Raw genomic sequence first — 26,839 nt, 5'->3', positions numbered from 1 at the left:
CCTCCCTTGGCGCGGCGCTCTAGGCCTGGCCGCGCAACTCTTTGAGGCGGGCCAGCATGGCCGGCGCGACCTCGAACAAGTCACCTACTATACCATAATGAGCCACGTCGAAAATGGGCGCGTTGGGGTCGCTGTTGACCGCCACGATGGTCTCGGAGCCCTGCATACCCACCAGATGTTGCACAGCGCCGGACACTCCCAAGGCTATATAGAGCTTGGGGGCCACGGTGCGGCCGGTCTGGCCGACCTGATGGGCGTGGCCGATCCACTCGGAATCCACCGCCCCGCGGGTGGCGCCCACCACCCCGTCCAGAGCCGTGGCCAGCTCGCGCACCAGTTCGAAGCCTTCGGCCTTGCCCAGGCCGCGCCCGCCGCAGACCACCACCTCGGCGCCCACCAGGTTCACCTGGTCGTCGATGGCCTGAACCACCTCCAGCACCTCGGTTGCCGCCTTGTCCTCGGGCTTCAGATCCAGGGTCACCAAGCGGCCCTCGCGGCCCTCCTGGCGCGGGCTCTGCTTCATCACCCGGGGCCGCACCGTGGCCATCTGAGGCCGGGCGGCGGGGCAGACGATGGTGGCCATGATATTGCCGCCGAATGCCGGGCGGGTCTGCAACAGAAGCCGCTTGTCCGGATCGATGCTCAGGCCGGTGCAGTCCGCCGTAAGCCCGGTGGCCACGGCCGTGGCCACGCGGGGAATCAGGCTGCGCCCCAGGGAGGTGGCTCCGGCCAAGAGAATCTCGGGCTGGTGCTCGGTGATGAGCCGGGCCAGGACCTCGCAGTAAAGATCGTCGTTGAACTGCCCCAGGCGGGGGTCGTCGGCCAGATAGACCACGTCCGCGCCCATGGCGAAGAGCTCGCCGGCCAGGCCGTCCAGGCCCGCGCCCAACAAGGCCGCGCCCAGCTCCACGCCCAGTTCGTCGGCCAGGCGGCGCCCTTGGCCCAACAGCTCGGCCACCACCTCGGGCATGGCCCCGCCGCGCTGCTCGGCATAGACCCACACGCCCTTGGCGCTGGCGGCGCGCTCGTCGGCCGCGCGCTCCACCTCGGGCACGGTGATGGCGCCCTCGGGGCACTCGTCGGCGCAGGCCCCGCACAGGGTGCAGGCGTCGTTGACTTGCGCCTTGTCGTCGATGAGCTCCAGGGCCTCGAAGGGGCAGACGTCCACGCAGGAGCCGCAGCCGGTGCACAACTCTTTGTCGATGATCACGCCCATGCGCCTAGCTCCCCAGCATGATGACCTGGTTTTCCACCAGGGCGTCGATTACCGAGGCGCCGGTCTCTTGGGGCGGCCCGGTGAGCTTCTTGCGGTCGCCGGACACGCTGGGCGCGAAAACCTTGACCACTTGGGTGTAGGAGCCGGCCAGGCCCACCTGCTCGGGCGTGAGGCCCAGCTCGGCCGCGCCCTTCATGGGCACCTGATACTTCTTGGCCCGCATCTTACCCTTTAGCGAAGGCGGCCGGGGCTCGCCCACCTCGCGCACCACGGTGATGAGCCCGGGCAGAGGCAGGGCCACCACGTCGAAGCCGTCGTCCATCTGGCGCTCCACCACCAGGCGGCCGTCAGCCATTTCGCGGAAACCTTTTACGAAAGCCACGTGGGGGATGCCCAGGCGGCGGGCGATGCCCGGCCCCACCTGGGCGGTGTCGCCGTCCACGGCCTGCTTGCCGCAGACCACCAGGTCAACGTCGCCCAGGCCCTGGATTCCGGCCGCCAAGGCGGCGGTGGTGGCCCAGGTGTCAGCCCCGGCGAAGGCCCGGTCGCTCAAGAGCAGGCACTCGTCCACGCCGTAGCCCACGGCTTCTTTCAAGACCGACTCGGCCTGGGGCGGGCCCATGGAAACGGCCACGATCTCGCCGCCGGCCTGCTCCCGAATACGCAGGGCGGCCTCCAGGGCGAACAGATCAAAAGGGTTGACGATGCTCTCCACGCCTTCGCGCTTGAGAGTATGGGTCTCGGGGTCCAGCTTGACGTTGGCCGTATCCGGGACCTGCTTGATGCAAACCGCGATCTTCATTAGGCAGTGCTCCCGGAACCTACTTGCGCCCGTACTCTTTGTTCAGCTCCTGGCCGATGACGTTGCGCTGGATCTGGTTGGTGCCCTCGTAGATTTGCAGGATCTTGGCGTCGCGCATCATCTTCTCTACGGGATAGTCGCGCATGTAGCCGTGGCCGCCCAGGACCTGCACCGCGTTGGTGGTGGCCCGCATGGCCACGTCCGAGGGGAAGACCTTGGCCATGGCGCTGACCTTGGAGAAGTCCTTGGCCCCGGAGTCGATGAAACGCGCCGTGCAGTAGACCAGGGCGCGGGCCGCCTCGATCTCGGTGGCCATGTCGGCCAGCATGTGGGCCACGGCCTGGAAGGTGATGATGGGCTTGCCGAACTGCTTGCGGGTGCGGGCAAAGGCCGCGGCCTCGTCCAGGGCGCCCGCGGCCACGCCCACCGCCTGGGCGCCCACGCCGGGGCGGGACTTGTCAAAGGTGCGCATGGCCACCACGAAACCCAGGCCCTCGCGGCCCACCAGGCGATCGGCCGGGATGCGGCAGTCGTTGAAGATCAGCTCGGCCGTGGCGCTGGCCCGGATGCCCAGCTTGGTCTCTTTCTTGCCCACACTGAAGCCGGGGTCATCCGCCTCCACAATAAAGGCGCTGGCCCCACGGGGCCCCTTGGAGCGGTCGGTGATGGCGATGACGGTGTAGATGCCCGCCTCGCCGCCGTTGGTGATCCATTGCTTGGAGCCGTTCAGTACGTAGGAGTCGCCGTCCTTCTTGGCCTCGGTGGCAATGGAGCCCGCGTCGGAGCCGGAGGCGGACTCGGTGAGGGCGAAGGCGCAGTACTGCTCACCGCTGCCGATGAGCGGGAGGTACTTCTCTTTCTGGGCCTCGGAGCCGTAGAGCAGGATGGGGTAAGCCCCCAGGAAAGAAGCGGCATAGCTGGTGGACACGCCGCAGCAGGCGCGGGAAAGCTCTTCCACCGCGATGCAGTTTTCCAGGCACCCGCCGCCCAAGCCGCCGTACTGCTCGGGGATGATGATCTGGAACAGGTCCGCCTGGGCCAGGGCCTTCATGATCTCGCTGGGGAACTGCTCTTTTTCATCCAACTCGGCCCGGACCGGCTTGATGCGCTCTTCGGCGATCTGCCGGCAAAGGTCGCGGATCATCTCCTGCTCTTCGGTGAAGAAATAGTCCATCGAATCGTATCTCCCCAGTGATGGTTGCCGCCGGGGGGCGAGGGGGCTCAGTCGAGGAAGCCCTGCCCCAGCAGGCGGCCGCGGTATTGCTCCAGGCCTTCGGCCAGGTGGCGGGTCACTTCGGCGCGGACCGCGTCAGCGGCCACCTTGACCGCCGTGGCTATGGCCTTGGGCGAGGAAGCGCCGTGGGCGATGAGCCCGACCCCGTTGATGCCCAGCAGGGGGGCGCCTCCGTAGTTGGAGTAGTCCAGGCGGCTGGCCACGTCGCGGAACTGTTCGCGCAGCAACAGGCCGCCCAGGCGGCCCTTGATGCTGTGGGACATGTATTCCCGGAAAAAATACTCAAAGGTGTCGGCGAAGCCTTCCACCAGCTTGATGCAGACGTTGCCCACGAAACCGTCGCAAACGATCACTTGGGTTTCGCCCACGAACATGTCGCGGCCTTCCACGTTGCCGATGAAGTTCAGGCCGCTGTTGTTCAGATGCTCGGCGGCCTGCTTGACCACGGTGTTGCCCTTGCCCGGCTCCTCGCCGATGGACAACAACCCCACCTTGGGCGAGGGCACTCCCATGACCTTTTCGGCGTACACGCTGCCCATGTAGCCGAACTGGAGGAGCATCAACGGGGTGCAATCCACGTTGGCCCCCACGTCGATGAGCAGGGTGGCTCCTTTGAGGGCCGGGAACACCGAGGCCAGGGCCGGGCGGTCCACCTCGGCCAAGCGGCCCATGATCACCACGCCCAGGGCCATGACCGCGCCGGAGTTGCCCGCGCTGATCACCGCGTCGGCCTCGCCGCTCTTGTGCAGGTCGTAGCAGACCCGGATGCTGGAATCAGGCAAGCGCCGGAGCGCGGTGCCCGGCGAGGCGTCCATGGCCACCACCTGGGTGGCCGGATGCAGATGTAGGCGGTCGCTGGGGTAGCTCTCGCGCTCCAAGAGCGGCTCCAGCGCTTCGGGCTGGCCCACCAGGATGATTTCCACATCCGACGGGTTCTCGCTCAGGGCGCGCACCGCTCCCTTGACCACCGCTTCAGGGGCCTTGTCGCCCCCCATACCGTCCAGGGCTATGCGCATGAGAAGTTAGTACCTACTCCTCGGTCTGCACCGCCTGGCGCCCCTTGTAGGTGCCGCAGGAAGGGCACACCCGGTGGGGCATCTTGGGCTCGCCGCACTGAGGGCAGGCCACGGTGTTGGGCAGGGCGATGGCGTCGTGGGAGCGCCGCTTTTTGCCGCGGGTGGTGGAATGACGTCTTTTGGGAACGGCCATTTTCTAATGTCTCCGGCTTTAATCGCGGTCGTGCCGCGTTGGTTGCAAACTCACTCTTTTTTCAACTGGGCCAGCTTGGCCCAGCGGGGGTCGATCTTCTCTTCGGCGCAGCAGGCCTTGCCCTCTTCAATGGGCTTGCCGCACACGGGGCACAGGCCCGGGCAGGCCTGGCTGCACAAGGGGGCCATGGGCAGGGCCAGGCCCAACTCGTCCCGAAGGGCCTGGGCCAGGTCGATGACACCGTCTTTATAAAACGACAGCTCCATCTCCTCGCCGGCCAGGCGCAACTCCTCGGGCGCGTCCTCGGGCAGGGGCCGGAAGGTCCAGTCCACCGTGCCCTCCAGGCCCAGGGGCGCGGGCCCCAGGCACCGGCTGCACGCCAGCACCAGCTCCGCGGCGTAGCTGCCCTTGGCAAAGACCAGATCGCCCTCGCGTTCCAGGCGAAGCTCGGCCCGGGGCGCTTGTGCTATGGCCTCCACCTGCGGACCCAGGTCCCCCGGTTGAGCGGCATTATCGCTGAAGTTTACGGCGAGGCCTTCCGGCTGAATGTCCTTCACCGCGATCTTCATTAGTCCGACCACCTTTGGGGCCTGCTGTTGACTATAGCAAACCGCCCCGGCTGTCAAGCCTCAGCCGGGGCAAAATGCTCCAGGGCTTTCAGGGGGTTCCCCGGTCCACCCCTCCAAGAACAGGAGGCCTAGTATAACATCGCCCCCCGGTCTTAACAAGTTGGCCCCGCGCTTGAACAAAGGGCGGCGTTGAGTAGGCGGGAGGTTGGTGTTATACTCCTTTTCACGGCGGCGCGGACGCTTTCGTCCGCGCCGTTTCTTGAACCCCGGCTGCCCGTTTATTTTTTAGGGCCGCCCCAGGTAAGGAGTTACGGTGTCGCGCACCCTACTCACCCGCGAGGGCCACAAAAGTCTGCAAGACCAACTGGACCAACTGCGCAAGGTGGACCTTCCGGCCAACGTCAAGGCCATCGAAGAGGCCCGGGCCCACGGCGACCTCTCGGAAAACGCCGAGTACCACGCCGCCAAAGAGCGCAACGCCATAATCATGAGCAAGATCGCCGAGATCAAGAACCTCTTGGCCGTGGCCGAGATTGTTGATCCCCTGCCCGACCCCAACGGCCGGGTGGTCTTCGGCTGTCGCTTCACGGTCTACGACGTGGACGGGGACGTGGAGTTCTCCTACCAGATCGTGGGCGAGGCCGAGAGCGACGCCACCGCCGGACGCATCTCCATGACCTCTCCCATCGGCCAGGCCCTGTTGGGCAAGGAAGAGGGCGAGGAGGTCTCGGTGCGCACCCCGGGCGGCGTCCGCCTGCTGGAGATCGTCAGCGTAGAGTGATGAGGACCGCCGCGCCCCAGCTCCCGCGCGTTCACATCCCGGAAAATCGCAACAACCTTGAGCCGCCACGGCGGCGGGGCTGAGCCATGCCCGGCATCATCCGGCAGATATTCAGCCCCCGCATGCTGGTGGCCCTGCTCATGGGCTTCAGTTGCGGCCTGCCCCTGCTCCTAACCATCTCCCTCTTGCAGGCCTGGATGCGCGCCCAGGGCGTGGACCTGGCCACCATCGGGCTCATGGCCCTGGTGGGCCTGCCCTACACCCTCAAGTTCCTTTGGGCCCCCCTGGTGGACCGCTACACCCTGCCCTTCCTGGGGCGGCGGCGGGGCTGGCTGCTGGTGGCCCAGGTGCTCCTCACCGGGGCCATCGTGGCCCTGGGCTTCAGCGAACCGGCCAAGGCCCCCACCGTGCTGGCCCTGGTGGCCCTGCTGGTCACCTTTTTCAGCGCCTCGCAAGACATCGTGGTGGACGCCTACCGCCGGGAGGACCTGAGCGACGAGGAGCTGGGCCTGGGCTCCTCGCTGTACGTGAACGGCTACCGGGTGGGCATGCTCCTGGCCAGCGGCGGGGGCATGATCATGGCCGACCACATCGGCTTCACCCAGGTTTACATGATCATGGCCGCGGCCATGGGCGTGGGCATCATCACCACCCTGCTCTGCCGCGAACCGCCCCATCCCGGGGGCACCCCCACCAGCCTCAGGGACGCGGTGATCGAGCCCTTTGTGGAGTATTTCCAACGCTCCGGGGCCTTGGGCCTGCTGGCCTTCGTGCTTCTATATAAAATCGGCGACTCCATGGCCTCAACCATGACCATCCCCTTTTACCTGGACACCGGCTTCACCAACAGCGAGATCGGGGCGGTGGTCAAGCTATTCGGCTTTTGGGCCACGGTGGGCGGCGGGCTGTTCGGCGGGGTGGTGATCCTCAAGCTGGGCATCCGGCGCTGCCTGTGGATTTTCGGCATTCTGCAAGCGGTCTCCACCGCCGGCTTCGCGGCCCTGGCCTACATCGGCCACCAGATATGGGCCTTGGCCGCGGTGATCGCCTTTGAGAACCTTGCCTCGGGCATGGGCACGGCGGCCTTCCTGGCCTTCATGGCCACCCTCACCGACAAGCGCTTTACCGCCACCCAGTACGCCCTGCTCTCCAGCCTCATCGGCATCCCCCGGGTGGTGGCCAGCGCGCCCACCGGCTGGATGGCCCAGTACATGGGCTGGCCGGGCTTCTTCATTTTCTGCACCCTGGCGGCCATCCCGGGCCTGATTCTCCTGGTCAAGTACGCCCCGGCCAAGCGCCCGCCCCAAAAGGTGGACGCCTGAGCGGCCTCGCCTAACCCGATATCCGGGCCGCCTCGCGGGCTATCATCACCTTTTTGCGCTGCATCCCCCAGCGGTAGCCGCCCAGGGCTCCGCTGGAGCGCAGAACCCGGTGACAGGGGATCAGGTAGGCGATGGAATTGGCCCCGGCCGCATTGCCCACGGCCCGGGCCGCGCCCGGCCGCCCCAGGCGTTGGGCCAGGTCGCCATAGGTGGTGAAGGCCCCCGAGGGGATGCGCAGCAGGGCCTGCCACACCTGAAGCTGAAAGTTGCTGCCCTTGAGCAGCAGAGGCAGGGGGGCGGCCGCCTGGTCTTCCTGGGGTTGAAAAATCCGGGCCACCACCGGCGCGGTGGCCTTCTGGTCCCGGCGCAAGTCGGCCTTGGGCCAGCACCGCGCCAAGTCTTGCAAGGCTTGCTTGTCATCCCCAGCGTCGCCGAAAGAAAGCCAGCACACTCCCCGGGGGCTCAGCCCCAGGAGGCAACGGCCAAAGGGGGTGTCGTGAAAGCCGTGGCGTATTTCGATTCCCGCTCCGGCCAGGGCCACCTCGCCCGGAGTGAGGGCATACACCGTCAGGGTTAGATCGTGCAGCCGGCTGGGCGAGGACAGCCCCAGCTCAAAGGCAGCCTCCAACACGGGCGTGGATTGCCCGAGAAGGCGGCGGGCCTCCTGGGCGGTGCAAAATTGCAGGAAACGCTTGGGGCTGACCCCGGCGTAACGCTTGAAAAGCCGCTGAAAATGAAAAGGGCTCAGCCTCAGGGCGGCGGCGGTTTGGGACAGGCTGGGCTGCTCCGGCGCATGCTCTTCCAAATAGGCGATGGCCTGCTCGATGCGTTGGTAATCCCGGTCCATGGGCTTAATTCCTCCTGTACCCCCTTCACCTCCGCTTCGACCCTTAGCATGCCTGCAAGGCGGGACCAGACCAATCCGATTCTTGCGCAAGCCGTGATTTAAAGAGGAATCGCGGCCCAGAGCCCCCGCGATCAAGAGGCGGGGCCATATTGCCTTGCCCGCCCGGCTGCCCGGAATACCTTGCCCCCCCGCCGGGTGGCTGATAGTATTTCGTAATTGTAGTATTTTTTACCTACCCAGCCCCTACGAGGTGAGCATATGCCCATGGACTGGACTCCCCCACCAAGGGGGACCGGCCGGGAGCCCGACCTGAACAAGGTCATCGCTGATTTCAAGAGCAAAATGCCGGGTTTCAAACGGGCCAAAGGCCTGTGGATCGTGGTGTTGGTGGTCGCCGCCATCATCCTCGGCTCCACGGCCTATTACACCGTGGGCCCCGAGGAGACCGGCATCGTGTTGCGCTTGGGAGCTTTCTCCCGGGAGAACGGCCCGGGCCTGCACTTCAAGCTGCCTTTCGGCATTGAGCAGGCCATCAACGTCAAGACCGGCCGCGTGTTCAAGGAGGAGTTCGGCTTCCGGGGGATCAACCCCGGCATCCGCAGCCGTTTCTCCGAAAAGGGATACTCCGACGAATCCTTGATGCTCACCGGCGACCTCAACGTCATCGAGGTCAAGTGGATCGTGCAGTACAAGATCCGCGACCCGCGCCTGTGGCTGTTCGCGGTGCGCGACCCCGTGGCCGCCATCCGCGACCTTTCCGAGTCGGTGATGCGCCAGATCGTGGGCAACCGCCTGAGCGACCAGGTGCTCACCTTGCAGCGCGTGGAGATCGCGGCCAAGGCGCAGACGGACCTTCAGTCGCTTCTGGACTCCTACAAGACCGGGGTGCAGATCGTCACGGTCAAGCTCCAGGACGTCAACCCGCCCCCGCCGGTGCAGCCCGCCTTCAACGAGGTCAACGAGGCGCGCCAGCAAAAGGAGCGCATGATCAACGAGGCCCAGGAGGCCTATAACCGCGAGATTCCCAAGGCGTTGGGCGAGGCTTCCCGCGTGGTCACCGAGGCCGAGGGCTACGCCACCGAGAAGATCAACCGCGCCCAGGGCGAGGCCAAGCGCTTCGAGGATGTCTTGGCCAGCTACCTCACCGCCAAGGACGTCACCCGCCGCCGCCTGTACCTGGAGGCCATGCAACGCATGATCGACAAGGCGGACAAGGTCTACGTGGTGGACCAGAACGTGCGCAGCCTGCTGCCCATGCTCAACCTGGCCCCCGGGGTTCAGCCGAGCACCGGAAAGGGGGTGAAGTGATGAGCGCCGCCAAGAAGGGACTGCCCATCATCGTCCTGCTGCTCATCGCCGTGTTGACGGCTTCGGGCTCGTTCTTCATTGTCAAGGAAGGCAAGCAGGCCATACTCACCCAGTTCGGCAAGCCGGTGGGCGGCCCCTACCAGCAGGCCGGCATGTATTTCAAGATTCCCATGATTCAGGAGGTGCACACCTTTGAGAAGCGCCTGTTGAAGTGGGACGGCTCGCCCAACCAGATCCCCACCCGGGACAAAAAATACATCTGGGTGGACACCACCGCCCGCTGGCGCATCACCGACCCGTTGCGCTTCTTGCAGACCGTGTCCACCGAGCGCGGGGCGCTGAGCCGCTTGGACGACATCATCGACTCGGTGGTGCGCGACCAGGTGAGCTCCAACCTCCTGGTGGAGCTGGTGCGCTCCAGCGACTGGAAGCCGGTGTACCGCACCCAGACCTCGGGGTATGAGAACTACCCCACCGCCAAGCCGGTGCCCGGCACCGAGGACGACCAGGCGCGCATCGACAAAGAGGTCAAGATTGGGCGCAAGACCATCACCCGGAGCATGTTGGCCGAGGCGGCCAAGCTGACCCCTCAGTACGGCATCGAGGTGGTGGACATCGAGATCAAGCGCATCAACTACGTGGAAAGCGTGCAGAAACAGGTGTTTGAGCGCATGATCTCCGAGCGCAAGCGCATCGCCAGCCAGTACCGCTCCGAGGGCGAGGGCGAAAAGCGCCGCATCCTGGGCCAGATGCAGAAGGAGCTGGCCCGCATCCGCTCCGAGGCCTACAAGAAGGCCCAGAAGATCGAGGGCCAGGCCGACGCCAAGGCCACCAGCATCTACGGCCAGGCCTATGGCCGCGACGCGGAGTTCTTCGCGCTGTTCAAGACCCTGGAGGCCTACGGCGCCGAGGACGGCCAGCGCACCGACCTGATCCTGTCCACGGACAGCGACTTCTACAAGTACCTCAGGGCCCCCAAGTAGGGCTCTAGATTCGTAACCCCGCCGGGCCGCCGCGCAATCCACGCGGTGGCCCGGCTTTTATTTTGAGGCCAAAGGCTTGCGCGACCACCTCCCCTGGTGTATCAATGGCAAACACCGCGCCACGCAGGGTGGCGCATCCCTTGACAGGGCCTAGACTTTTGCTATACTTCACCTTCTTAATTTTTGGAGGTGCTCTCCCATGTACGCGGTAATCGCCACTGGCGGTAAACAATACAAAGTTGAAGCGGGCCAAGTGCTCCGCTTGGAAAAGCTCGCCGGCGAAGTGGGCGACACCGTGGAGCTTGCTCCGGTGCTCATGCTGGGCGGCGAGGGCGAGCCCACCATCGGTCAGCCCTACATCGACGGCGCCAGCATCAAGGCCACCATCCTTGAGCAGGGCAAGGCCAAGAAGGTCACCGTGTTCAAGAAGAAGCGGCGCAAGGGCTACCAGGTCAAGCGGGGCCATCGCCAGCACTTCACTGCGGTGCGTATCAACGAAATCTCGGCCTAGGGCCGCTTTAGCATTCGGGGAGTCGAACCATGGCTCATAAAAAAGCAGGCGGCAGCTCGCGCAACGGCCGCGACACCGCGGGCAAGAGGCTGGGCATCAAGAGCGGCGAGGGCAAGCTGGTTACGGCCGGCAGCATCATCGTGCGCCAGTGCGGCACCAAGATCCACCCCGGCAAGGGCGTGGGCATGGGCCGCGACTACACCATCTTCGCCACCATCGAAGGCACGGTGAAGTTCGAAAGGCTGGGCCGCGACCGCAAGCAGGTCAGCGTTTATCCCGCTTAAGAGGCCTTTGTTGGGGCGGCCGTGGCGGCGCTGATGGCGCCCGGGCCGCCCTTGGCTTTTTTTTAACCCCGGCGCCGGGGCAGTAGTCATGCGCTTCGTGGACGAGGCCATCATCGAGGTGGCGGCAGGCGACGGCGGCAACGGCTGCGTCAGTTTCCTGCGCGAGCGCTTCCGGCCAAAAGGCGGCCCCGACGGCGGCGACGGCGGCCGGGGCGGCCATGTCATCTTGCGGGCCAGCAACCGCGTCACCACCCTTTCCGACCACAGCTATCTCAGACATTTTCGGGCCCAACGCGGCACCCACGGCCAAGGCTCCAACAAGTACGGCAAGGCCGGCGAGGACAAGCTGGTCAAGGTGCCGGTGGGCACCGAAGTCTACGACGTGGACACCGGCGAGCTGGTGGCCGACCTCAGCGCCGACGGCCAGGAGGTGGCGGTGGCCACCGGCGGCCGGGGCGGCAAGGGCAACGCCCACTTCGCCACCAGCACCAACCGCGCCCCCCGCTTCGCCCAGCCCGGCGAGGAAGGCGTCAAGCGCACCCTTCGCCTGGAGCTGAAGCTCCTGGCCGAGGTGGGCCTGGTGGGCCTGCCCAACGCGGGCAAGTCCAGCCTGATCAGCGCGGCCAGCGCGGCGCGGCCCAAGGTGGCGGACTATCCATTTACTACCCTGACCCCCAACCTGGGGGTGGTACAGTTGGAAGAGCGCGCGCCCTTCACCATCGCCGACGTGCCCGGCCTGGTGGCCGGGGCTCACGAGGGCGCGGGTCTGGGGCTGCGCTTTCTCAAGCACGTGGAGCGCACCAGGCTGTTTTTGTTCGTGGTGGACCTGAGCGGCGAGGACCCGGCGGCGGACCTGTGGACCGTGCGCGAGGAGCTCAGGGCCTACGACCCCGCCCTGGCCGAGCGGGCCGGGCTGGTGGCGGCCAACAAGATGGACCTGGAGGCCGCGCAGGAGAATCTGCCCGCCTTCCGACAAACCTGCCAAGAGGCGGGCCTGGCCGTGTGGCCCATCAGCGCCATGGAGGGCGAGGGAGTGCCCGGGCTCATGGAGGAGCTGGCCGATCGTTTGGCGGCCATGGCCCCAGAGGAAGAGCCCGCCGAAGAGGAGGAGAGCGGTGAATAGGGCCGAGATCATTCAGGCCAGCCGCCGCGTGGTGGTAAAGGTGGGCTCCGGGGTGCTGACCGGCTCCCAGGGTCTGGACCTCAACCGGGTGGGCCAGCTGGCCGGGCAGATCGCCCGCTTGCTGGCCAGCGGCCGCCAGGTGGTGCTGGTGTCCTCCGGCGCGGTGTCCAGCGGCGCCGCCAAGCTTCGGCCCGGCTTCGTGCCTTCCTCCATCCCCGAAAAGCAGGCCGCCGCCGCCCTGGGCCAATCGCGGCTCATGCAGGCCTATGAGGACGCCTTTGCCGAGCACGGGGTCAAGGTGGCCCAGGTGCTTCTCACCGGCGGGGACCTGCACCGGCGCAAGCGCTACCTCAACGCGCGCAACACCCTGTTCACCTTGCTGGACTGGGGGGTCTTGCCCATCGTCAACGAGAACGACACCGTGGCCGTGGCCGAGATCAAGCTGGGCGACAACGACAACCTGGCCGCCACCCTGACCAACCTGCTGGCCGCGGACCTCTTGGTCAACCTGACCAACGTGGAAGGCATCCTGGACGCCGACCCCCGCAGCAACCCCGAGGCCAGGCTGATCCCCCGGGTGGAGAAGGTGACCCACGAGCTTTTGCAGGCCGCCAGCTCCCAGCCCGGCTCGGTGGGGCGCGGCGGGGTGCTCAGCAAGGTGAAGGCCGCCGAGAAGGCCGCCCGCTGCGGCGCTGCCACCATCGTGGCCAACGGCACGGTGGACGGCATCCTGGACGAGTTGACCGCCGGCGAAATGCGGGGCACCCTGTTCCTGCCCCACCACGAGCCCCTGTCCCGGCGCAAGGCCTGGATCGCCTTTGACTCCGAGCCCGCCGGCGAGCTGGTGGTGGACGAAGGCGCGGTGCGGCCCCTGTGCGAAAAGGGCAAGAGCCTGTTGGCCGCGGGCATCCGCGCGGTGCGGGGCTCTTTCCTGGCCGGGGCGGCGGTGCGGGTGCTGGGGCCCGGCGAGACGGTCATCGGGGTGGGGCTGACCAACTACGCCAGCGAGGAGCTGGAGCAGATCATGGGCCTTCGCTCGGACGAGATCGAGAGCCGCCTGGGCTACAAGGATTACGACGAGGTGATCCACCGCGACAATTTGGTGATGTTCGACCTGGAGGACGAGGAGAGCGTGGCATGTCTGTTGAGCAGCTAGTAAGCGAGCTGTGCCGGGAGGCGCGCCAAGCGGCGCGGGCCCTGGCCGTGGCCCCCAGCGGGGTTAAGAACCAGGCCCTACTTAGCCTGGCCGAAGCCCTGGAGGCCAACGCGCCCGCCATCCAGGAAATCAACGCCAAGGACCTGGCCGCGGGCCGGGAAAGCGGCATGAGCGCGGCCTTCCTGGACCGCCTCACCCTTTCGGACCAGGTCATCGCCTCCATGGCCCAGGGCCTGCGCGAGGTGGCCGCCCTGCCCGACCCGGTGGGCGAGGTCACCGGCATGCAGCGCCGCCCCAACGGCCTGCTGGTGGGCCGCCAGCGCATCCCCCTGGGGGTCATCGGTTTCATCTACGAGTCGCGGCCCAACGTGACCGTGGACGCGGCCGGGCTGTGCCTGAAGAGCGGCAACGCGGTGGTCTTGAAAGGCGGCAAGGAGGCCATCAACTCCAATTTGTTCCTGGCCGAGCTGATCTCCCAGGCCCTGGAGGCCAACGGTCTGCCCGGCGCGGCGGCGCGTTTGATCCCCACCACCGACCGGGCGGCCACCATGGCTCTGCTCAAGCAAGACGGCCTGGTGGACGTGATCATCCCCCGAGGCGGCGAGGGGCTCATCCGCTTCGTGGCCGAGAACAGCTCCATCCCGGTGCTCAAGCACTACAAGGGCGTGTGCCATCTGTACGTGGACCAGGGCGCGGACCTGGACATGGCGGTGAACATCGCGGTCAACGCCAAGTGCCAGCGCCCGGGAGTGTGCAACGCCTTGGAGACCATGCTGGTGCACGCCGACGAGGCGGAGGCCTTCCTGCCCCAGGCGGCCGAGGCGCTCATGGCCCAGGGCACCGAGCTGCGCGGCTGCCCCCGCACCCTGGAGCTGGTGCCCGGCGCGGTGCCCGCCACGGAAGAAGACTGGCCCACCGAGTACGAGGACCTGATCCTGTCGGTCAAGGTGGTGGAGAGCATGGACGAGGCCATGGACCACATCGCCCGCTACGGCAGCCAGCACACCGAGGCCATCGTGACCCGCGACTACGAGCGGGGCCGCCGCTTCATCAACAGCGTGGATTCCTCCCTGGTGCTGGTGAACGCCTCGACCCGCTTCAACGACGGCGGCGAGCTGGGCCTGGGGGCCGAGATCGGCATCAACACCGGCAAGCTGCACGCCTTCGGGCCCATGGGCCTCACCGAGCTGACCACCACCAAGTTCATCGCTTACGGCGACGGCCAGGTGCGGGGCTAATGGCCAAAAAGCTGGGGATCTGCGGGGGGACTTTCGATCCCATCCATATGGCCCACCTGCGCTCCGCCGAGGAGGTGAGCGAGGAGCTGGGTCTGGACCGGGTCTTGTTCATGCCCTGCGCCAGCCCGCCCCACAACAAGCGGGTGTGGGCCAACACTACCCACCGTTTGGCCATGGTGCATCTGGCGGTGAAAGACCACCCGGTGTTCGAGGTGAGCGAGCTGGAGGTGGTGCGCGGGGGGCACAGCCGGACGGTGGACACCCTGGAGCAGCTCAAGCTGGACTACCCCGGCCACGAGCTGTACTTCCTGTTGGGCACGGATCAGTTTTTCTATCTGCACTCCTGGTATCGGCCGGACCGCCTCTTGGAGCTGGCCGACTTCGTGGTCATGGACCGGCCGGCCTCGCCCCGCTGGGACCTGCTGGACTATCTGCGCACCGAGCTGGACCCGGCCTTCGAGCCCGACGGCAACGGGTGGTTCCGCCTGCCCGGCGGACACGGGGTGCGCCCCATGTCCACCACCCTGTTGGACATCTCCAGCACGGACATCAAGCGCCGGGTGGCCACCGGGCGCTCCATAAGCTTTCTTGTACCCCAGGCGGTGGAAGACTATATTAAATCCATGAAACTATACGTCGATCAGGGCCAGGCCAGGTGAGCACCAGCCAGCGCAACCGCAACCGCCCGCCCAAACCCGCCACTCCCCGGGAGCTGGCCCTACTCTGCGCGGCGGCCGCCCTGGACAAGAAGGGCGAGGACCCGCTGCTTTTGGAAGTAGGCGCGCTGACCGGCTATGCCGACTACTTCCTCCTGGTAAGCGGCCGCTCCACCCGCCAGGCCAGCTCGGTGGGCGAGAATGTGGCTCGGGTGCTCAAAAAGGCGGGCCGCCCCGCCCTGGGCGTCGAGGGGTTCAAGGAAGGCACCTGGATCCTGTTGGACTTCGGCGAGGTGGTGGTGCACGTTTTCCACCAGCCGGTGCGCGAGTTTTACGACCTGGACTCCCTGTGGGGCGACGCTCCCCGGGTGGAGCTGGACCCGGTTGTCCTGGACGGCCTGGTTCCCCATAAGGCCGAAAAGCAGGGCGACTAAGGCATCTGGAGAAGACCATGTCCGCACATGCCCCCGTGGCGCTGATAATCCTGGACGGTTGGGGCATCAACGAGAGCGAGGAGGGCAACGCGGTCCGCCTGGCCAAGACGCCCTTCATTGACTCCCTGTTCGCCGATTACCCCCACACCAGCCTGAAATGCTCCGGCGAGGCGGTGGGCCTGCCCGAGGGCCAGATGGGCAACTCCGAGGTGGGGCACCTGAACCTGGGGGCCGGTCGGGTGGTGTATCAGGACATCACCCGCATCAACCTGGCCGTGGCCAACGGCGAACTGGGGGCCAACCCCGAGTTCCAAAAAGCCTTTGCCGTGGCCAAAGAGGACGGCCGCGCCCTGCACTTGCTGGGCCTGCTGAGCGACGGCGGGGTGCACTCCCTCATCACCCACTTGGAGGCGATCATCGCCGCGGCCGAGGCCGCCGGAGTTGAGCGCATCTACATCCACGCCTTTTTGGACGGTCGCGACACCCCGCCCGACTCCGGGGCGGGCTACCTCAAGCAGCTCGAGGACTTCCTCAACCAGCACCCCGCCGGGCGCATCGCCAGCGTGGGGGGGCGCTACTGGGGCATGGACCGCGACAAGCGCTGGGACCGGGTGGAGAAGGCCTACGACGCCTTGGTCAAGGGCCAGGGCCGCCAGGCGGGCGATCTGGTCACCGCCGTGGAGGAGGACTACTCCAACGGCGAGTATGACGAGTTCATCAAGCCCACGGTGCTCATCAACGAGCACGGCCAGCCAATGGGAAGCATCGCCGACGGCGACGCGGTGATCTTTTTCAACTTCCGGGCCGACCGCGCCCGGGAGCTGACCTGGGTGTTCAACGACCCGGACTTCAAAGAGTTCGATGTGAGCGGCCGCCCCAAGCTGGGCTATTACGTGTGCATGACTCAGTATGACGAGCACCTGGGCGCGCCGGTGGCCTTCCCGCCCCAGACGGTGGAACAGACCCTGGCCGAGGTGGTGAGCGCGGCGGGCAAGAGCCAGCTGCACATCGCCGAGACCGAGAAATACGCCCACGTGACCTTCTTCTTCAACGGCGGGATGGAAGACCCGGTGCCTGGCGAAGACCGGGTGTTGGTGCCCTCGCCCAAGGAGGTGGCCACCTACGACCAGAAGCCGTCCATGAGCGCGGTGGAGGTGACCGACGAGGTGGTGGCGCGCATCGCGGCGGACCGCTACGATTTGATAGTGATGAACTACGCCAACGGCGACATGGTGGGGCACACCGGGGTGCTGGCCGCGGCCATCGAGGCCATGGAGACCCTGGACAAGTGCCTGGCCCGGGTGGTGCCCGCGCTCCTGGAGGCCGGGGGGCGGGCCTTGGTGACCGCTGACCACGGCAACGCCGAGCAGATGGTGGACCCGGTCACCGGGGGACCCTACACCGCCCACACCGCGTCCAACCCGGTGCCCTTGATCCTGGTGGACCCCTCCCGCGAGGAGGCCGGGCTGCGCGCCGACGGAGCCTTGTGCGACGTGGCCCCCACCGTGCTGGAGCTGATGGGGCTTGCCCAACCGTCGGCCATGACCGGACGGAGCCTGCTTCTCAAGCAAGGAAGCTAGTATGGCCCTGCGCGCGCTGTGCCTGCTGCTGATCGCCGCCCTGCTGGTGGGGATGGTGCCCCCTCCGGCCGGGGCCATGATCACCCTGGAGGAAGAGCGCAAGATCGGCCGTGAGTCCTTCGAAGGGGTGATGGCCGAGATTCCTCTGGTGGACGATCCGGACGTCGTTGAGTACGTGCGCGACCTGGCCAAAAAGCTGGAGGTCTACGTCCCGGACAAGCCCTTTCCTTTCCGCATCTACGTGGCCGACCTGCCCGACCTGAACGCCTTCGCCATCCCCGGCGGCTACATCTTCATGTTCCGGGGCATGATGATCTCCCTGGAGAGCGAGGGCGAGCTGGCCGGGGTGCTGGCCCACGAGATGGGCCACGTGTGGCGGCGGCACCTGGCCCGTCGCCTGGACAAGTCCACCCCGGTGAACATCGCCTCTTTGGCCGGCATGCTGGCCGGGCTCCTGCTGGGCGGAATCGTCAACCCGGCCCTGGGTCAGGCGGTGACCATGGGCTCGGTGGCCGGCGGGGTGACCAAGCAGCTGGCCTTCAGCCGCGAGGACGAGGAAGAGGCCGACTGGGCCGCCTTCAAGACCATCACCGGCGCGGGCTATCCGCCCCAGGACATGGAAAGGAGCTTCCAGCGCATCTGGAAGCAGGAGCAGTACCTGGGCGGCAACGTGCCGGTGTATCTGCGCACCCACCCCACCAGCCCCCAGCGCATCGAAAACATGGCCAACATGACCCGGCTGTGGGGCGGCAAGGCCAACGACTATGACAACCACCGCTTTCTCTTGATTCAGACCCGGCTCATCGCCCTGTACGACAGCGAGGCCCAGGCCCGGACCTCCCTGGCCCGCCGCCGCCTGGCCGACCCCAAGTCCCCCTACCCCATCTACGGCCTGGCCCTTTTGTCCATGCGCCAGCACCAGTACGACGCGGCCCTGGGCTTTTTGCAGGCCCTCAAGAACTACTGGCCCGACGACCCCTACCAGCTCCGGGCCAACGGGGTGTGTTTGCTGTTGATGGGGCGCAACCGCGAGGCCGAGGTGGTGTTGCAGCATACCTTGGACTTAAAGCCCGACGACCAGGACGCCCTGCTGGCCCTGGGCCAGGCCTACCAGCGCGAGGGCGAGCTGGCCAAGTCCCGCCAGGTGCTTGCTAGGCTGGTCAAGCTGGACGTGACCAATCACGCGGCCATGTACGAACTGGGGGTGACCTACGGACGCCTGGGCATGGTGGGCGAGGCCTCGCTGTATCTGGGACTGGCCTTCAAGCAGCGCCGCAACTACCGCTCGGCCCGCTACCATCTGAACCGGGCGGTGGACCAGCTGGCCGGCAAGCCGGAGCTGCAACAAAAGGCCCAGAAGGCCCTGGAAGAGATCGACGACACCGCGCACCGCCGAATGAAGAAGAGGCAGCAGGAGGAGGAGCAGCAAGAAGGCTCGCCAGGGCCGAACTGGAATTCTCTTTTTCCCGCCTTGCAAAAACCCGACACGCCGTTCATGAGCGGCAAAGGACGTTAAGATGAAAAGACTGCTGGTAATCCTGAGCCTGGCCTGCCTGGTGGCCCTGCCCCTGTCCTCCTGGGCCGCCCAGCCCGACGCCAAGGAAATGGCCCAGCGGGTCAAGGCGGCCGAAGGCTACTGGAACCTGACCAAGACCCACGACCGCATCATCGAAACCATGCAGAAGGTCTCCGAGCAGCTTCCGCCCGACAAGCGCAAGGCTTTCATGGAGCGGGCCAACAAGTTCTTCGACAAAAAGAAGATGGCCGGGGTCAAGAAGCAGTGGCTGGCCATGGCCGCCGAGGTCTTCACCGCCGACGAGCTCAAGGCTCTGACCGCCTTCTACGGCTCCAAGCAGGGCCAGGCCATCCGCGAGAAGATGCCCACCCTGTTGCAGGGCAACGCCAAGATCGTGGGCACCGAAATGACCGCCTTTATCCAGTCCGAGCGGGAGCGCATGGCCAAGGAAGCGGCCGCGGCCCAGCCGAAGGCGGCTCCGGCCAAGCCCGCGCCGGCCAAGGACGACAAGAAGAAGTAGAGCGGCCTACCTGCGCTCGGTCTTGCCGTCGTAGTGGCTGAACTGCATGGTGAAGATGGCCCGGCCTTGGGTGGCCGAGCGCAGGTCGGTTGAATAGCCGAACATGGCCTTGAGGGGCACCAGGGCGCGCACCACGTTGGTGCCGCCCTTGGGCTCCACCGATTCCACCGAACCGCCCCGGGCGTTGAGATCGCCGATCACCTCGCCCATGAACTCTTCGGGCGCGATGACCTCCACCTGCATGATGGGCTCCAGCAGCAGCGGCGAGCCGTCCTCCAGGCCTTTCTTGAGGGCCATGGAGGTGGCCAGGCGGAAGCCTAGCTCGGTGCTCAGGCCGGGGGTGAACTTGCCCCCGCTGACCACCACGCCCAAATCCACCACCGGATAGCCCATGACCACCCCGGAGGAGAGGCCCTCTTCCACGGCTTTTTCCAGAATGGCGTGATACTCAGGGGGCACCTGCTCGGGCGGGGCCTCCACGTGGAAGGTGTTGCCGCCGCCCCGGGGGTTGGGCTTGAGCTCCAGGGAGACCTCGCCCACCTGGCGGTCGCCGCCCAGGTCGCGGTCGAAGGTCATGGTGGCGGCCACCCCGGCGGTGATGGTCTCGCGATAGACCACCTGGGGCCGGCCCACGTTCACGTCCAGGCCGAACTCGCGCTTGAGGCGGTGCACCAGTACCTCCAGGTGCAGCTCGCCCATGCCGCTGATGATGGTCTGGCCGGTGTCCTCGTCCAGGCGCACCCGGAAGGTGGGGTCCTCGTCGGCCAGCTTGTCCAGGCTCAGGGCCAGCTTGTCCTGGTCGCCCACGGTCTTGGGCTCCACGGCCACGCTGATCACCGGCTCGTAGGTGTCGATGGGCTCGAGCATGATGGGCCGGTCGCGGGTGGCCAGGGTGTCGCCGGTGCTCACGTTCTTGAGGCCCATGACCCCGACGATCTCGCCGGCCTGGGCCTTGTCCAGGCGCTCGCGCTTGTTGGCGTGCATCCGAAGGATGCGGGCCACCTTCTCGGGGCCCTCCTTGACCACGTTGTAGACCTCGGCCCCGGCCTTGAGGGTGCCGGAGTAGACCCGCACGTAGACCAGCTTGCGGCCCTGGTCCATCTGCACCTTGAAGGCCAGGGCGGACAGGGGCGCGGCGTCGTCGGCCTTGCGGCGTTCCATCTCGCCGGTGTTGGGGTCCACGCCCTCGATGGCCGGCACGTCCAGGGGCGAGGGTAGAAAGTCCACCACCGCATCCAACACAGGTTGCACGCCCTTGTTCTTGAGCGCGCTGCCCGCGAACACCGGGACCAGCTTGAGCCCGCAGCAAGCGGCGCGCACCGCCTGCTTCAGGTCCTTGAGCGGGACTTCCTCCTCGCCCAGATACAGCTCCATGATGCTGTCGTCGGTCTCGGCCAGGGCCTCGATCATGGCCTCGCGCTGCAGGGCGGCCTCGTCGGCCAGCTCCTCGGGTATGGGCCGGCGCTCGTAGCTGGAGCCCAGCTCCTCGTCCTCCCAGACCAGCATGTCCATGGTCAGCAGGTCGATGACTCCGGCGAAGGTGTCCTCCGCGCCCACCGGAATGGTGATGGGCAGGGGCTTGGCCCCCAGCTTGGTGCGCATCTGCTCCAAGACGTTGGCGAAGTCAGCCCCGATGCGGTCCATCTTGTTGATGAAGGCGATCTTGGGCACCCGGTAGCGGTCGGCCTGGTGCCACACCGTCTCGGACTGGGGCTCCACCCCGCCCACCGCGCAGAACACCGCGATGACCCCGTCCAACACCCTGAGGCTGCGCTCCACCTCGATGGTGAAGTCCACGTGGCCGGGGGTGTCGATGATGTTCAGGATGTGGTTGTTCCACTGGCAGGTGGTGGCCGCGCTGGTGATGGTGATGCCCCGCTCCTGCTCCTCGGCCATCCAGTCCATCACCGCGGTGCCCTCGTGCACCTCGCCGATCTTGTGGGTGCGGCCGGTGTAGTAGAGCACCCGCTCGGAAAAGGTGGTCTTGCCCGCGTCGATGTGGGCCACCACACCGAAGTTACGGGTTTTCTTGAGGCGGTTTTCACCAGCCATGGCCGGGGTGCTCCTTGCTCGACGGTGCGAAAAAATCCGCCGCCCTTTTGCTGGAGGCGGCGGTAATAAACGTTATACGCGGCCCCTGTGCTTGTCAAGTTGAGCGGCTTGGCGCGGGCCGGAGGCGCGTGTTAGGCTTGGCCTCCAAACTCCGAGAAAGAGGCTCGTTTCATGTCCACCCGCTCGCTCTTGCAGGAACTCTATCAGCGCCTTTTGGACGCCTACGGCCCTCAGGACTGGTGGCCCGGGGACACGCCCTTCGAGGTGATGATCGGCGCGGTGCTCACCCAGAACACCAATTGGGGCAATGTGGAGAAGGCCATCGCCAACCTGAAGCGGGCCGATGAGCTTTCCCTGCCCGCCCTGAGCGCCCTGCCCCCGCAAAAGCTGGCCGAACTGATCCGCCCGGCGGGCTACTACAACCTAAAGGCCAAGCGCCTGGCCAACCTGTTGGCCATGATCCATGAGCGTTGGGATGGCGACCTGGAGTGGTTCTTCTCCCAGGGCACGGACACGGTGCGGCGCAGCTTGCTGGAGGTGAAAGGCGTGGGCCCGGAGACCGCGGACAGCATCGCCCTGTACGCGGCGCAAAAGCCGGTGTTCGTGGTGGACGCCTACACCTTCCGCATCCTGGGCCGCCACTGCCTGGCCGAGCCGGATATGGGCTACTTCGAGCTGCAAGAGGTGTTCATGGACGCCCTGCCCGCCGAGGTGGCGCTGTTCAACGAGTACCACGCCCTGTTGGTGCGCCTGGGCAAGGAGCGCTGCAAGAAGACCAACCCGCGCTGCGAGGGATGCCCGGCTCAGGACTGGCTGCCCTTGGTGGAACTGTGAGGCGAGGCGGTTTCGGCCAGAGAAGGCAATAAGAGGTCGGTGAAAAGCTAAAGGTCGGTTGTGCTCCGCGCCGTCTGTTGTGCGCACTCCAGGCAGCCGCCAGCTCCCCCACTCCTATCCGTTCTCCTGATCCTCTCGCCCTCGCCACCACACGGCGGCGCTCTCAGGACGCCCAGTTCGTCCCACGCGCGCTGCCATCACCGACGCCCGAGCTGGCAACAACGCCGCGCCACCCGTTTCCCCTCTTTTCCTTCACCGACTTCTCCCCTCTTTTCTCTCTCCCCCCTCCCTTTCGCCCCAATAAAAAAGCGCCTCTCCGAAGAGAGGCGCCCGTTGCACTAGTAAAGTTCGGCTTAGCCGGCGGCCTTGACCGCGGCCTTGGCCTCTTGCAAGCGCTGGTAGGTCTCGGGGAACAGGCTGTTGGCCTCGGTGTGGGGCAGGAACTGGCTGCCGGTGTAGTTGTCCATGTAGCCCGGGGCCACCGAAAGCTCGAAGTTGGTCATCTGCTCCACGATGCCGCCCACCTCGGCCCGAAGCGGGTTGCTCATGGCCGCCAAACGGCAGCCCAGCAGGGAGCCGTTGCCCACGAAGGTGTACTTGTCCAGAGGCAGCTCGGGCAGCAGGCCAATGAGGATGGCGCGCTCCAGGTTGATGGACTGCCCGAAGCCGCCGGCCAGGATGACCCGCTCCAGGTCGTGGATGGTAAGGCCCACCCCTTCGAGCAGGGTCATATAGGCGGCGTACATGGCCGCCTTGGCCCGCATGAGGTTGTCCACGTCCGGCTCGGTGAGGGCGATGTCGCGGTCGATGGCCGTGTCCTTTGCCCAGGCCAGCACGTATTCCGGGCCGTCATCGCCCACGCGCAGCCGGTCGCTGGGATGGTCCACGTTGAAGCGGCCGCGCTCGTCGATGATCCCGGCCATGAGCAGGCTGGCCACGATGGCGATGAGGCCCGAGCCGCAGATGCCCCGGGGCTTGGCGTGGCCCACGGTGATCAGGGCGGGCTCGCCGGTGAAGGGGTCCACCGAGAAGTTCTCGATGGCGCCCCGGGCGGCGCGCATGCCGAACTTGATGCCGCCGCCCTCAAAGGCGGGCCCCGCGCTGGCCGCCGCGCAGGCCATCCAATCCTGGTTGCCCACCACCACCTCGCCGTTGGTGCCCATGTCGATGAACAGGGTGAGCGCCTCGGAGCGGTGCATGCCCACGCCCATGACCCCGGCCACCACGTCGCCGCCCACATAGGAGGCCACCGCCGGGAAGACCAGGGTGGACACGTGGTCCGGCAGCTCAAGGCCGAAGTCCGAGGCCTTTACCGGCGGGTAGTAGGCCGCGCTGGGCACGTAGGGGTCCAGGCGCAGCCACTTGGGCTCCACGCCCAGGAAAAGCTGGGTCATGGTGGTGTTGCCGGCCAGGGTGGCCAGGCTCACCTCGCCCAGGTCCACGCCGGTGCGCTTTGAAACCTGGGCCATGACCTTGTTGATGGAGCGGGACGCCGCCTGCTGGAGCTTCTCCATGCCGCCGGGCTTGCCCGCGTAGACGATGCGGCTGATCACGTCCTCGCCGTAGGAGATCTGCTCGTTGAAATCGCCCTCGGTGCCCAGGATCTCGCCGGTGTGCAGGTCCAGCAGCTGGGCCCACACGGTGGTGGTGCCCAAGTCGATGGCCAGGGCCAGGTTCTTGTCAGAGGTGTCGCCGGGCTCCACCCGGATAACGTGGTTGCGGCCGGTCTCGCGGTCGATGGGGCGGTCGATGGTGGTGGTTACGGTCCACTCGCCGTCGCGCCAGGCGTGGGGCAGGTCGCGGATGGCTTCGAAGTCGAATACGAAGCGGCTCTCGCCGGCGGCGCGCAAGGCGCCCAAGAGACGGGCCACGTCGTTGCGGTTGTCTTCCAGGGAAGGCGGGGTCGCGCTCACCGTCACCTTGGACAGGGCTGGATCGAAGCGGTCCTCCTCTTTCAACTCCTCGGCGCCGATGAGCTTGGCCACCTGGGCCGAACCCGCGGCCAGGGCATTGAGCCCCACCTTGTCCATGCCCGACTGCACCGGGATGAGCACGGTGATGTCTTCCACGATGCGGCTCTGGCAGGCCAGGCGCACCCCGGCCTCGGCGTCGGCCGCGCTTATTTTCTCGCTGAGGCCGCCCTCGACATTACCGGACTCCAGATGCACGCGGCACTTGCCGCACACACCCTCGCCGCCGCAGGATGCGTTGATGTGCACCCCGGCTTCCAGGGCCAGGTCCAACAGGCGGTCTCCCGCCTGGGCCTCCACCTCCACCCCGAAGGGCTCGAAGCGAACTTTCATGAATACTCCCCATTACAACGGTTTTGGCCCATTAAGTAGGGGCCCCACGCGGAGCCCATATTGAAACCTGGTAACACAGGGGTATGGGGGTGTCAACAGGACGGCCCGGAGGCCGCTGGTTGCGCCGAGTTTGGGCTGGCCCGCGCAACGAATTTAAGTTTACTGCCCCCGGCCAAAAATGCCCTAATATTGTCAGGGAATGGTCTTCCCGGGGGCGGTCCGCCCGGCGGGCTGTAACACAATTGACCTTCGAAGCCCGGCCCGATTTGTGGTTAGATAAATAGACATGATTTTACCCGGCAACCCACAGGAGCGAACAACCATGCCCCTGCAACGCAGGATCGTTTTACTTATCAGCCTGGCTCTGCTTTTGCTGGGCCTCATGGCGGGCAGCGCCCAGGCCGAGGCCAAGAAGGCGCTCATCAAGTCGGTCAAGGAGGTCGGCACCCTGGTGGTGCTCATGGACGGCAGCGAGTGGCGCATCGACAACCCCTCCGATCAGGAACTGGTCTACGACTGGCTGCCCTTCCAGACCGTGGTGATCAAGAACGACAAGGTGCTGGTCAACCTGTACCGGGGCGACATCGTGGACGCCCGCATGATCACCAAGCCCACCAAGAAGGCTGTGGCTTCGGCCACGCCCATGTACAAGCCCGGCGCGGTGACCGGCGGCGGCGCGGCCACGGCCTCGGCCCCGGCGGGCACTCAGATGGTGGTGCCCGAGGACCTGGTCAAGCGCATGGACAAGATCCTCAAGCGCTTGGAGGACATCGAGTTCAGCCTCAAGTCCGTGGAGATGCGCCTGTTGCGCCTGGAGCGCATGGCCGGCGTGGGGCCATGATCCCCGCCTGACAACCCCCGAACGCAGCGGCCGCCGGAGAGAGCTTCTCTCCGGCGGCCTCGTTTTTTTTTGGCTAGCCGTCCTACTTGGGCGGGGGCATGTGCAGGCAGGCGCCCAGCGCGCCCTCGGCGGCTTCGGCCAGGGCCTCGCTCATGGTGGGGTGGGCGTGGATGGTGTGGGCGATGTCGGCCGCCGTGGCCCCCAGCTTGAGGGCCAAGGCGCACTCGTGCACCATCTCCCCGGCATGGGCCCCCATGAGATGGGCCCCCAGGAGCTTGCCGCTGGGCTTGTCGTAGACCAGGCGTATTACCCCGGCCAGCTCGCCTAGGGCCTGGGCCATGCCCAGCCCGCGCGGCAGGAAGGAAGCGGCCTCGGCCTCGAACCCTTGCGCTTGGGCCTGCTCCAGGCTGAGCCCCACCCAGGCGATCTCGGGCGCGGTGAAGGCCACGGCCGGGACCACCGAATAGTCCATTGCCTCGGAGCTTCCCAGGGCGTTGGCCGCGGCCACCTTGGCCTCGGCCGAGGCCATGTGGGCCAGCAGCGGCCGCGAAGCGCCCAGCACGTCGCCCACCGCATAGACCCCCGGCGCGGCGGCCAGCTCGGCGTCGACCCGCACCGCGCCCTTGTCCAGGGACAGACCCGCCTCGGCCAGGCCCAGGCCCTCCCCGGCCGGGCGGCGGCCCACCGAGACCAGCACCTTGGCGGCCTTGAGCTCCACCGGCTTCACCGGCTTTGCCGGAGGCTCCAGCCAGGGCGGCGGCTCCAGCACGGCGGTTACGCCCTCCGGGCCGCGCTCCAGGCGAGAGACCACCTTGTTGGTGTGCACCGCGATCTTGCGCTTCTTCATTTCCCTGAGGAGCAGCTTGGATATCTCGGCATCCAGGGAAGGAATGGGCAGCAGTCGGTCCAGGGCCTCCACCACGGTGACTTGGCAACCAAAGGTGCTAAGGATGAAGGCCAGCTCGCAGCCCACCACCCCGCCGCCCACGATGATCAGGGACTCGGGAATCTCGCCCAGATGCAGGGCGTCGTCCGAGTTGAGCACCAAGGTCCCGTCGCGCTCCAGGCCGGGCAGGTCCGCCGGTTGGGAGCCGGGGGCCAGGATCAGGCGCTCGCAGTCCAGGGCCGTGGTCCCCTCGTCCGAGGAGACCTCCACCCGGTTGGGGCCCAGCAGGCGGGCCTTGCCGTAGACCAGCTCCACGCCCCAGGAGGCCAGGAGCTTTTCCAGACCCGTGGTCTGGGTGGCCACCACCTTGTCCTTGCGGGCCATGACCGCGCCCAGGTCCAAGGTGGGCTCGCCGCCGGGCACCAGGCCGTACTCTTCCAAACGCCGCGCCTGGTCCAGGGCCATGGCGCTGGCGCGCAGGGCCTTGGTGGGGATGCATCCCCAGTGCAGGCAGGTGCCGCCCACCGAGGCCTGCTCGATCAGGGTTACTTTAGCCCCCAGGGAGGCGGCCTTGAGCGCGGCCACGTAGCCGCCCGGGCCCGCGCCCACCACGATCAGTTCGTTTTTCATTTTG

General features: G+C 66.6%; 26 protein-coding genes. 16 read left to right on the top strand and 10 right to left on the bottom strand.

Annotated elements, in window-relative coordinates:
• Positions 1 to 19: 19 nt before the first annotated feature.
• Genes KQH53_17355 through KQH53_17330 form a run of 6 tightly spaced genes read right to left on the bottom strand, consistent with a single transcriptional unit; the run spans position 20 to position 5,030 of the window.
• Entirely contained in the window at positions 20 to 1,216 is a 1,197-nt protein-coding gene (locus tag KQH53_17355; protein ID MCB2228451.1) for an electron transfer flavoprotein subunit alpha, read from the bottom strand.
• A 4-nt stretch (positions 1,217 to 1,220) separates the two neighbouring features.
• On the bottom strand, positions 1,221 to 2,018 hold the full coding sequence (locus tag KQH53_17350; protein ID MCB2228450.1) for an electron transfer flavoprotein subunit beta/FixA family protein: 798 nt from the start codon (positions 2,016 to 2,018) through the stop codon (positions 1,221 to 1,223).
• 19 nt (positions 2,019 to 2,037) lie between these two features.
• Entirely contained in the window at positions 2,038 to 3,192 is a 1,155-nt protein-coding gene (locus KQH53_17345) for an acyl-CoA dehydrogenase family protein (GenBank protein ID MCB2228449.1), read from the bottom strand.
• 47 nt (positions 3,193 to 3,239) lie between these two features.
• The gene (plsX, locus tag KQH53_17340; GenBank protein ID MCB2228448.1) at positions 3,240 to 4,268 is read right to left on the bottom strand and encodes a phosphate acyltransferase PlsX; all 1,029 of its coding nucleotides are present in this window, start codon (positions 4,266 to 4,268) and stop codon (positions 3,240 to 3,242) included.
• 13 nt (positions 4,269 to 4,281) lie between these two features.
• Positions 4,282 to 4,461 carry a 50S ribosomal protein L32 gene (rpmF, locus tag KQH53_17335; protein MCB2228447.1) on the bottom strand — a complete coding sequence of 60 codons (180 nt, stop codon included), beginning with the start codon at positions 4,459 to 4,461 and terminating at the stop codon, positions 4,282 to 4,284.
• A gap of 50 nt (positions 4,462 to 4,511) precedes the next feature.
• On the bottom strand, positions 4,512 to 5,030 hold the full coding sequence (locus tag KQH53_17330) for a DUF177 domain-containing protein (protein ID MCB2228446.1): 519 nt from the start codon (positions 5,028 to 5,030) through the stop codon (positions 4,512 to 4,514).
• A gap of 313 nt (positions 5,031 to 5,343) precedes the next feature.
• On the opposite strand from KQH53_17330, the gene greA reads away from it, so the two are divergent.
• Positions 5,344 to 5,811: a transcription elongation factor GreA gene (gene greA, locus KQH53_17325; GenBank protein MCB2228445.1), complete on the top strand. Its 468-nt coding sequence runs from the start codon at positions 5,344 to 5,346 to the stop codon at positions 5,809 to 5,811.
• A gap of 86 nt (positions 5,812 to 5,897) precedes the next feature.
• Positions 5,898 to 7,133, top strand: coding sequence for an AmpG family muropeptide MFS transporter (locus tag KQH53_17320; protein MCB2228444.1), 1,236 nt, complete (start codon positions 5,898 to 5,900; stop codon positions 7,131 to 7,133).
• Between the two features lie 10 nt (positions 7,134 to 7,143).
• Here the strand turns inward: KQH53_17320 and KQH53_17315 are convergent, their stop codons facing one another.
• Positions 7,144 to 7,980: a methylated-DNA--[protein]-cysteine S-methyltransferase gene (locus KQH53_17315; GenBank protein MCB2228443.1), complete on the bottom strand. Its 837-nt coding sequence runs from the start codon at positions 7,978 to 7,980 to the stop codon at positions 7,144 to 7,146.
• 258 nt (positions 7,981 to 8,238) lie between these two features.
• Between KQH53_17315 and hflK the strand changes: the two genes are divergently transcribed.
• The 12 genes from hflK to KQH53_17255 all read left to right on the top strand — a co-directional run bounded on the left by hflK (position 8,239) and on the right by KQH53_17255 (position 19,289).
• Positions 8,239 to 9,288, top strand: a complete 1,050-nt coding sequence (hflK, locus tag KQH53_17310) for an FtsH protease activity modulator HflK (protein MCB2228442.1) — start codon at positions 8,239 to 8,241, stop codon at positions 9,286 to 9,288.
• Positions 9,288 to 10,271 carry a protease modulator HflC gene (hflC, locus tag KQH53_17305; GenBank protein ID MCB2228441.1) on the top strand — a complete coding sequence of 328 codons (984 nt, stop codon included), beginning with the start codon at positions 9,288 to 9,290 and terminating at the stop codon, positions 10,269 to 10,271. The genes hflK and hflC overlap by 1 nt, the downstream gene beginning before the upstream one ends.
• A 199-nt stretch (positions 10,272 to 10,470) precedes the next feature.
• Positions 10,471 to 10,782 (top strand): 50S ribosomal protein L21, encoded by a 312-nt coding sequence (rplU, locus tag KQH53_17300; protein ID MCB2228440.1) that lies wholly within the window; start codon positions 10,471 to 10,473, stop codon positions 10,780 to 10,782.
• A 29-nt stretch (positions 10,783 to 10,811) separates the two neighbouring features.
• Complete coding sequence (gene rpmA / locus KQH53_17295) at positions 10,812 to 11,066, top strand: 50S ribosomal protein L27 (protein MCB2228439.1); 255 nt, start codon at positions 10,812 to 10,814, stop codon at positions 11,064 to 11,066.
• Positions 11,067 to 11,154: 88 nt separating this feature from the next.
• On the top strand, positions 11,155 to 12,189 hold the full coding sequence (obgE, locus tag KQH53_17290) for a GTPase ObgE (GenBank protein ID MCB2228438.1): 1,035 nt from the start codon (positions 11,155 to 11,157) through the stop codon (positions 12,187 to 12,189).
• On the top strand, positions 12,182 to 13,345 hold the full coding sequence (gene proB, locus KQH53_17285; GenBank protein ID MCB2228437.1) for a glutamate 5-kinase: 1,164 nt from the start codon (positions 12,182 to 12,184) through the stop codon (positions 13,343 to 13,345). Before obgE ends, proB begins: the two co-directional genes overlap by 8 nt.
• Entirely contained in the window at positions 13,327 to 14,583 is a 1,257-nt protein-coding gene (locus KQH53_17280; protein ID MCB2228436.1) for a glutamate-5-semialdehyde dehydrogenase, read from the top strand. The genes proB and KQH53_17280 overlap by 19 nt, the downstream gene beginning before the upstream one ends.
• Positions 14,583 to 15,242: a nicotinate-nucleotide adenylyltransferase gene (nadD, locus tag KQH53_17275; protein MCB2228435.1), complete on the top strand. Its 660-nt coding sequence runs from the start codon at positions 14,583 to 14,585 to the stop codon at positions 15,240 to 15,242. The genes KQH53_17280 and nadD overlap by 1 nt, the downstream gene beginning before the upstream one ends.
• Complete coding sequence (gene rsfS, locus KQH53_17270; protein MCB2228434.1) at positions 15,239 to 15,673, top strand: ribosome silencing factor; 435 nt, start codon at positions 15,239 to 15,241, stop codon at positions 15,671 to 15,673. The genes nadD and rsfS overlap by 4 nt, the downstream gene beginning before the upstream one ends.
• 17 nt (positions 15,674 to 15,690) lie before the next feature.
• Positions 15,691 to 17,253: a 2,3-bisphosphoglycerate-independent phosphoglycerate mutase gene (gpmI, locus tag KQH53_17265; protein MCB2228433.1), complete on the top strand. Its 1,563-nt coding sequence runs from the start codon at positions 15,691 to 15,693 to the stop codon at positions 17,251 to 17,253.
• Between the two features lies 1 nt (position 17,254).
• Entirely contained in the window at positions 17,255 to 18,769 is a 1,515-nt protein-coding gene (locus KQH53_17260; GenBank protein ID MCB2228432.1) for a M48 family metalloprotease, read from the top strand.
• Between the two features lies 1 nt (position 18,770).
• The gene (locus KQH53_17255) at positions 18,771 to 19,289 is read left to right on the top strand and encodes a DUF2059 domain-containing protein (GenBank protein ID MCB2228431.1); all 519 of its coding nucleotides are present in this window, start codon (positions 18,771 to 18,773) and stop codon (positions 19,287 to 19,289) included.
• 6 nt (positions 19,290 to 19,295) lie between these two features.
• Here KQH53_17255 and fusA read toward each other — a convergent pair whose 3' ends face one another.
• The gene (gene fusA, locus KQH53_17250) at positions 19,296 to 21,341 is read right to left on the bottom strand and encodes an elongation factor G (GenBank protein MCB2228430.1); all 2,046 of its coding nucleotides are present in this window, start codon (positions 21,339 to 21,341) and stop codon (positions 19,296 to 19,298) included.
• A 171-nt stretch (positions 21,342 to 21,512) separates the two neighbouring features.
• Between fusA and KQH53_17245 the strand changes: the two genes are divergently transcribed.
• Positions 21,513 to 22,175 carry an endonuclease III domain-containing protein gene (locus KQH53_17245; GenBank protein ID MCB2228429.1) on the top strand — a complete coding sequence of 221 codons (663 nt, stop codon included), beginning with the start codon at positions 21,513 to 21,515 and terminating at the stop codon, positions 22,173 to 22,175.
• Positions 22,176 to 22,528: 353 nt separating this feature from the next.
• Here the strand turns inward: KQH53_17245 and KQH53_17240 are convergent, their stop codons facing one another.
• A complete protein-coding gene (locus KQH53_17240; GenBank protein MCB2228428.1) occupies positions 22,529 to 24,478 on the bottom strand; it encodes a DUF4445 domain-containing protein in 1,950 nt (649 codons plus the stop codon).
• 322 nt (positions 24,479 to 24,800) lie between these two features.
• On the opposite strand from KQH53_17240, the gene KQH53_17235 reads away from it, so the two are divergent.
• Positions 24,801 to 25,319 (top strand): hypothetical protein, encoded by a 519-nt coding sequence (locus KQH53_17235; protein MCB2228427.1) that lies wholly within the window; start codon positions 24,801 to 24,803, stop codon positions 25,317 to 25,319.
• Between the two features lie 82 nt (positions 25,320 to 25,401).
• Here KQH53_17235 and lpdA read toward each other — a convergent pair whose 3' ends face one another.
• Complete coding sequence (gene lpdA, locus KQH53_17230; GenBank protein ID MCB2228426.1) at positions 25,402 to 26,835, bottom strand: dihydrolipoyl dehydrogenase; 1,434 nt, start codon at positions 26,833 to 26,835, stop codon at positions 25,402 to 25,404.
• Between the last annotated feature and the right edge of the window lie 4 nt (positions 26,836 to 26,839).

The sequence above is a fragment of the Desulfarculaceae bacterium genome, from assembly GCA_020444545.1.
Taxonomy (GTDB): domain Bacteria; phylum Desulfobacterota; class Desulfarculia; order Desulfarculales; family Desulfarculaceae; genus Desulfoferula.
Note: the sequence above shows the minus strand (reverse complement) of the source record. Positions and strands in the feature narration are given on the sequence as shown.

Excerpts from the sequence above, each read along its gene's own strand:
- KQH53_17355 (MCB2228451.1), bottom strand. The coding sequence starts at position 1,216 with ATGGGCGTGATCATCGACAAAGAGTTGTGCACCGGCTGCGGCTCCTGC.
- KQH53_17350 (MCB2228450.1), bottom strand. The coding sequence starts at position 2,018 with ATGAAGATCGCGGTTTGCATCAAGCAGGTCCCGGATACGGCCAACGTC.
- KQH53_17345 (MCB2228449.1), bottom strand. The coding sequence starts at position 3,192 with ATGGACTATTTCTTCACCGAAGAGCAGGAGATGATCCGCGACCTTTGC.
- plsX (MCB2228448.1), bottom strand. The coding sequence starts at position 4,268 with ATGCGCATAGCCCTGGACGGTATGGGGGGCGACAAGGCCCCTGAAGCG.
- rpmF (MCB2228447.1), bottom strand. The coding sequence starts at position 4,461 with ATGGCCGTTCCCAAAAGACGTCATTCCACCACCCGCGGCAAAAAGCGG.
- KQH53_17330 (MCB2228446.1), bottom strand. The coding sequence starts at position 5,030 with ATGAAGATCGCGGTGAAGGACATTCAGCCGGAAGGCCTCGCCGTAAAC.
- KQH53_17320 (MCB2228444.1), top strand. The coding sequence starts at position 5,898 with ATGCCCGGCATCATCCGGCAGATATTCAGCCCCCGCATGCTGGTGGCC.
- KQH53_17315 (MCB2228443.1), bottom strand. The coding sequence starts at position 7,980 with ATGGACCGGGATTACCAACGCATCGAGCAGGCCATCGCCTATTTGGAA.
- hflK (MCB2228442.1), top strand. The coding sequence starts at position 8,239 with ATGCCCATGGACTGGACTCCCCCACCAAGGGGGACCGGCCGGGAGCCC.
- hflC (MCB2228441.1), top strand. The coding sequence starts at position 9,288 with ATGAGCGCCGCCAAGAAGGGACTGCCCATCATCGTCCTGCTGCTCATC.
- rplU (MCB2228440.1), top strand. The coding sequence starts at position 10,471 with ATGTACGCGGTAATCGCCACTGGCGGTAAACAATACAAAGTTGAAGCG.
- rpmA (MCB2228439.1), top strand. The coding sequence starts at position 10,812 with ATGGCTCATAAAAAAGCAGGCGGCAGCTCGCGCAACGGCCGCGACACC.
- obgE (MCB2228438.1), top strand. The coding sequence starts at position 11,155 with ATGCGCTTCGTGGACGAGGCCATCATCGAGGTGGCGGCAGGCGACGGC.
- KQH53_17280 (MCB2228436.1), top strand. The coding sequence starts at position 13,327 with ATGTCTGTTGAGCAGCTAGTAAGCGAGCTGTGCCGGGAGGCGCGCCAA.
- nadD (MCB2228435.1), top strand. The coding sequence starts at position 14,583 with ATGGCCAAAAAGCTGGGGATCTGCGGGGGGACTTTCGATCCCATCCAT.
- gpmI (MCB2228433.1), top strand. The coding sequence starts at position 15,691 with ATGTCCGCACATGCCCCCGTGGCGCTGATAATCCTGGACGGTTGGGGC.
- KQH53_17260 (MCB2228432.1), top strand. The coding sequence starts at position 17,255 with ATGGCCCTGCGCGCGCTGTGCCTGCTGCTGATCGCCGCCCTGCTGGTG.
- KQH53_17255 (MCB2228431.1), top strand. The coding sequence starts at position 18,771 with ATGAAAAGACTGCTGGTAATCCTGAGCCTGGCCTGCCTGGTGGCCCTG.
- fusA (MCB2228430.1), bottom strand. The coding sequence starts at position 21,341 with ATGGCTGGTGAAAACCGCCTCAAGAAAACCCGTAACTTCGGTGTGGTG.
- KQH53_17245 (MCB2228429.1), top strand. The coding sequence starts at position 21,513 with ATGTCCACCCGCTCGCTCTTGCAGGAACTCTATCAGCGCCTTTTGGAC.
- KQH53_17240 (MCB2228428.1), bottom strand. The coding sequence starts at position 24,478 with ATGAAAGTTCGCTTCGAGCCCTTCGGGGTGGAGGTGGAGGCCCAGGCG.
- KQH53_17235 (MCB2228427.1), top strand. The coding sequence starts at position 24,801 with ATGCCCCTGCAACGCAGGATCGTTTTACTTATCAGCCTGGCTCTGCTT.
- lpdA (MCB2228426.1), bottom strand. The coding sequence starts at position 26,835 with ATGAAAAACGAACTGATCGTGGTGGGCGCGGGCCCGGGCGGCTACGTG.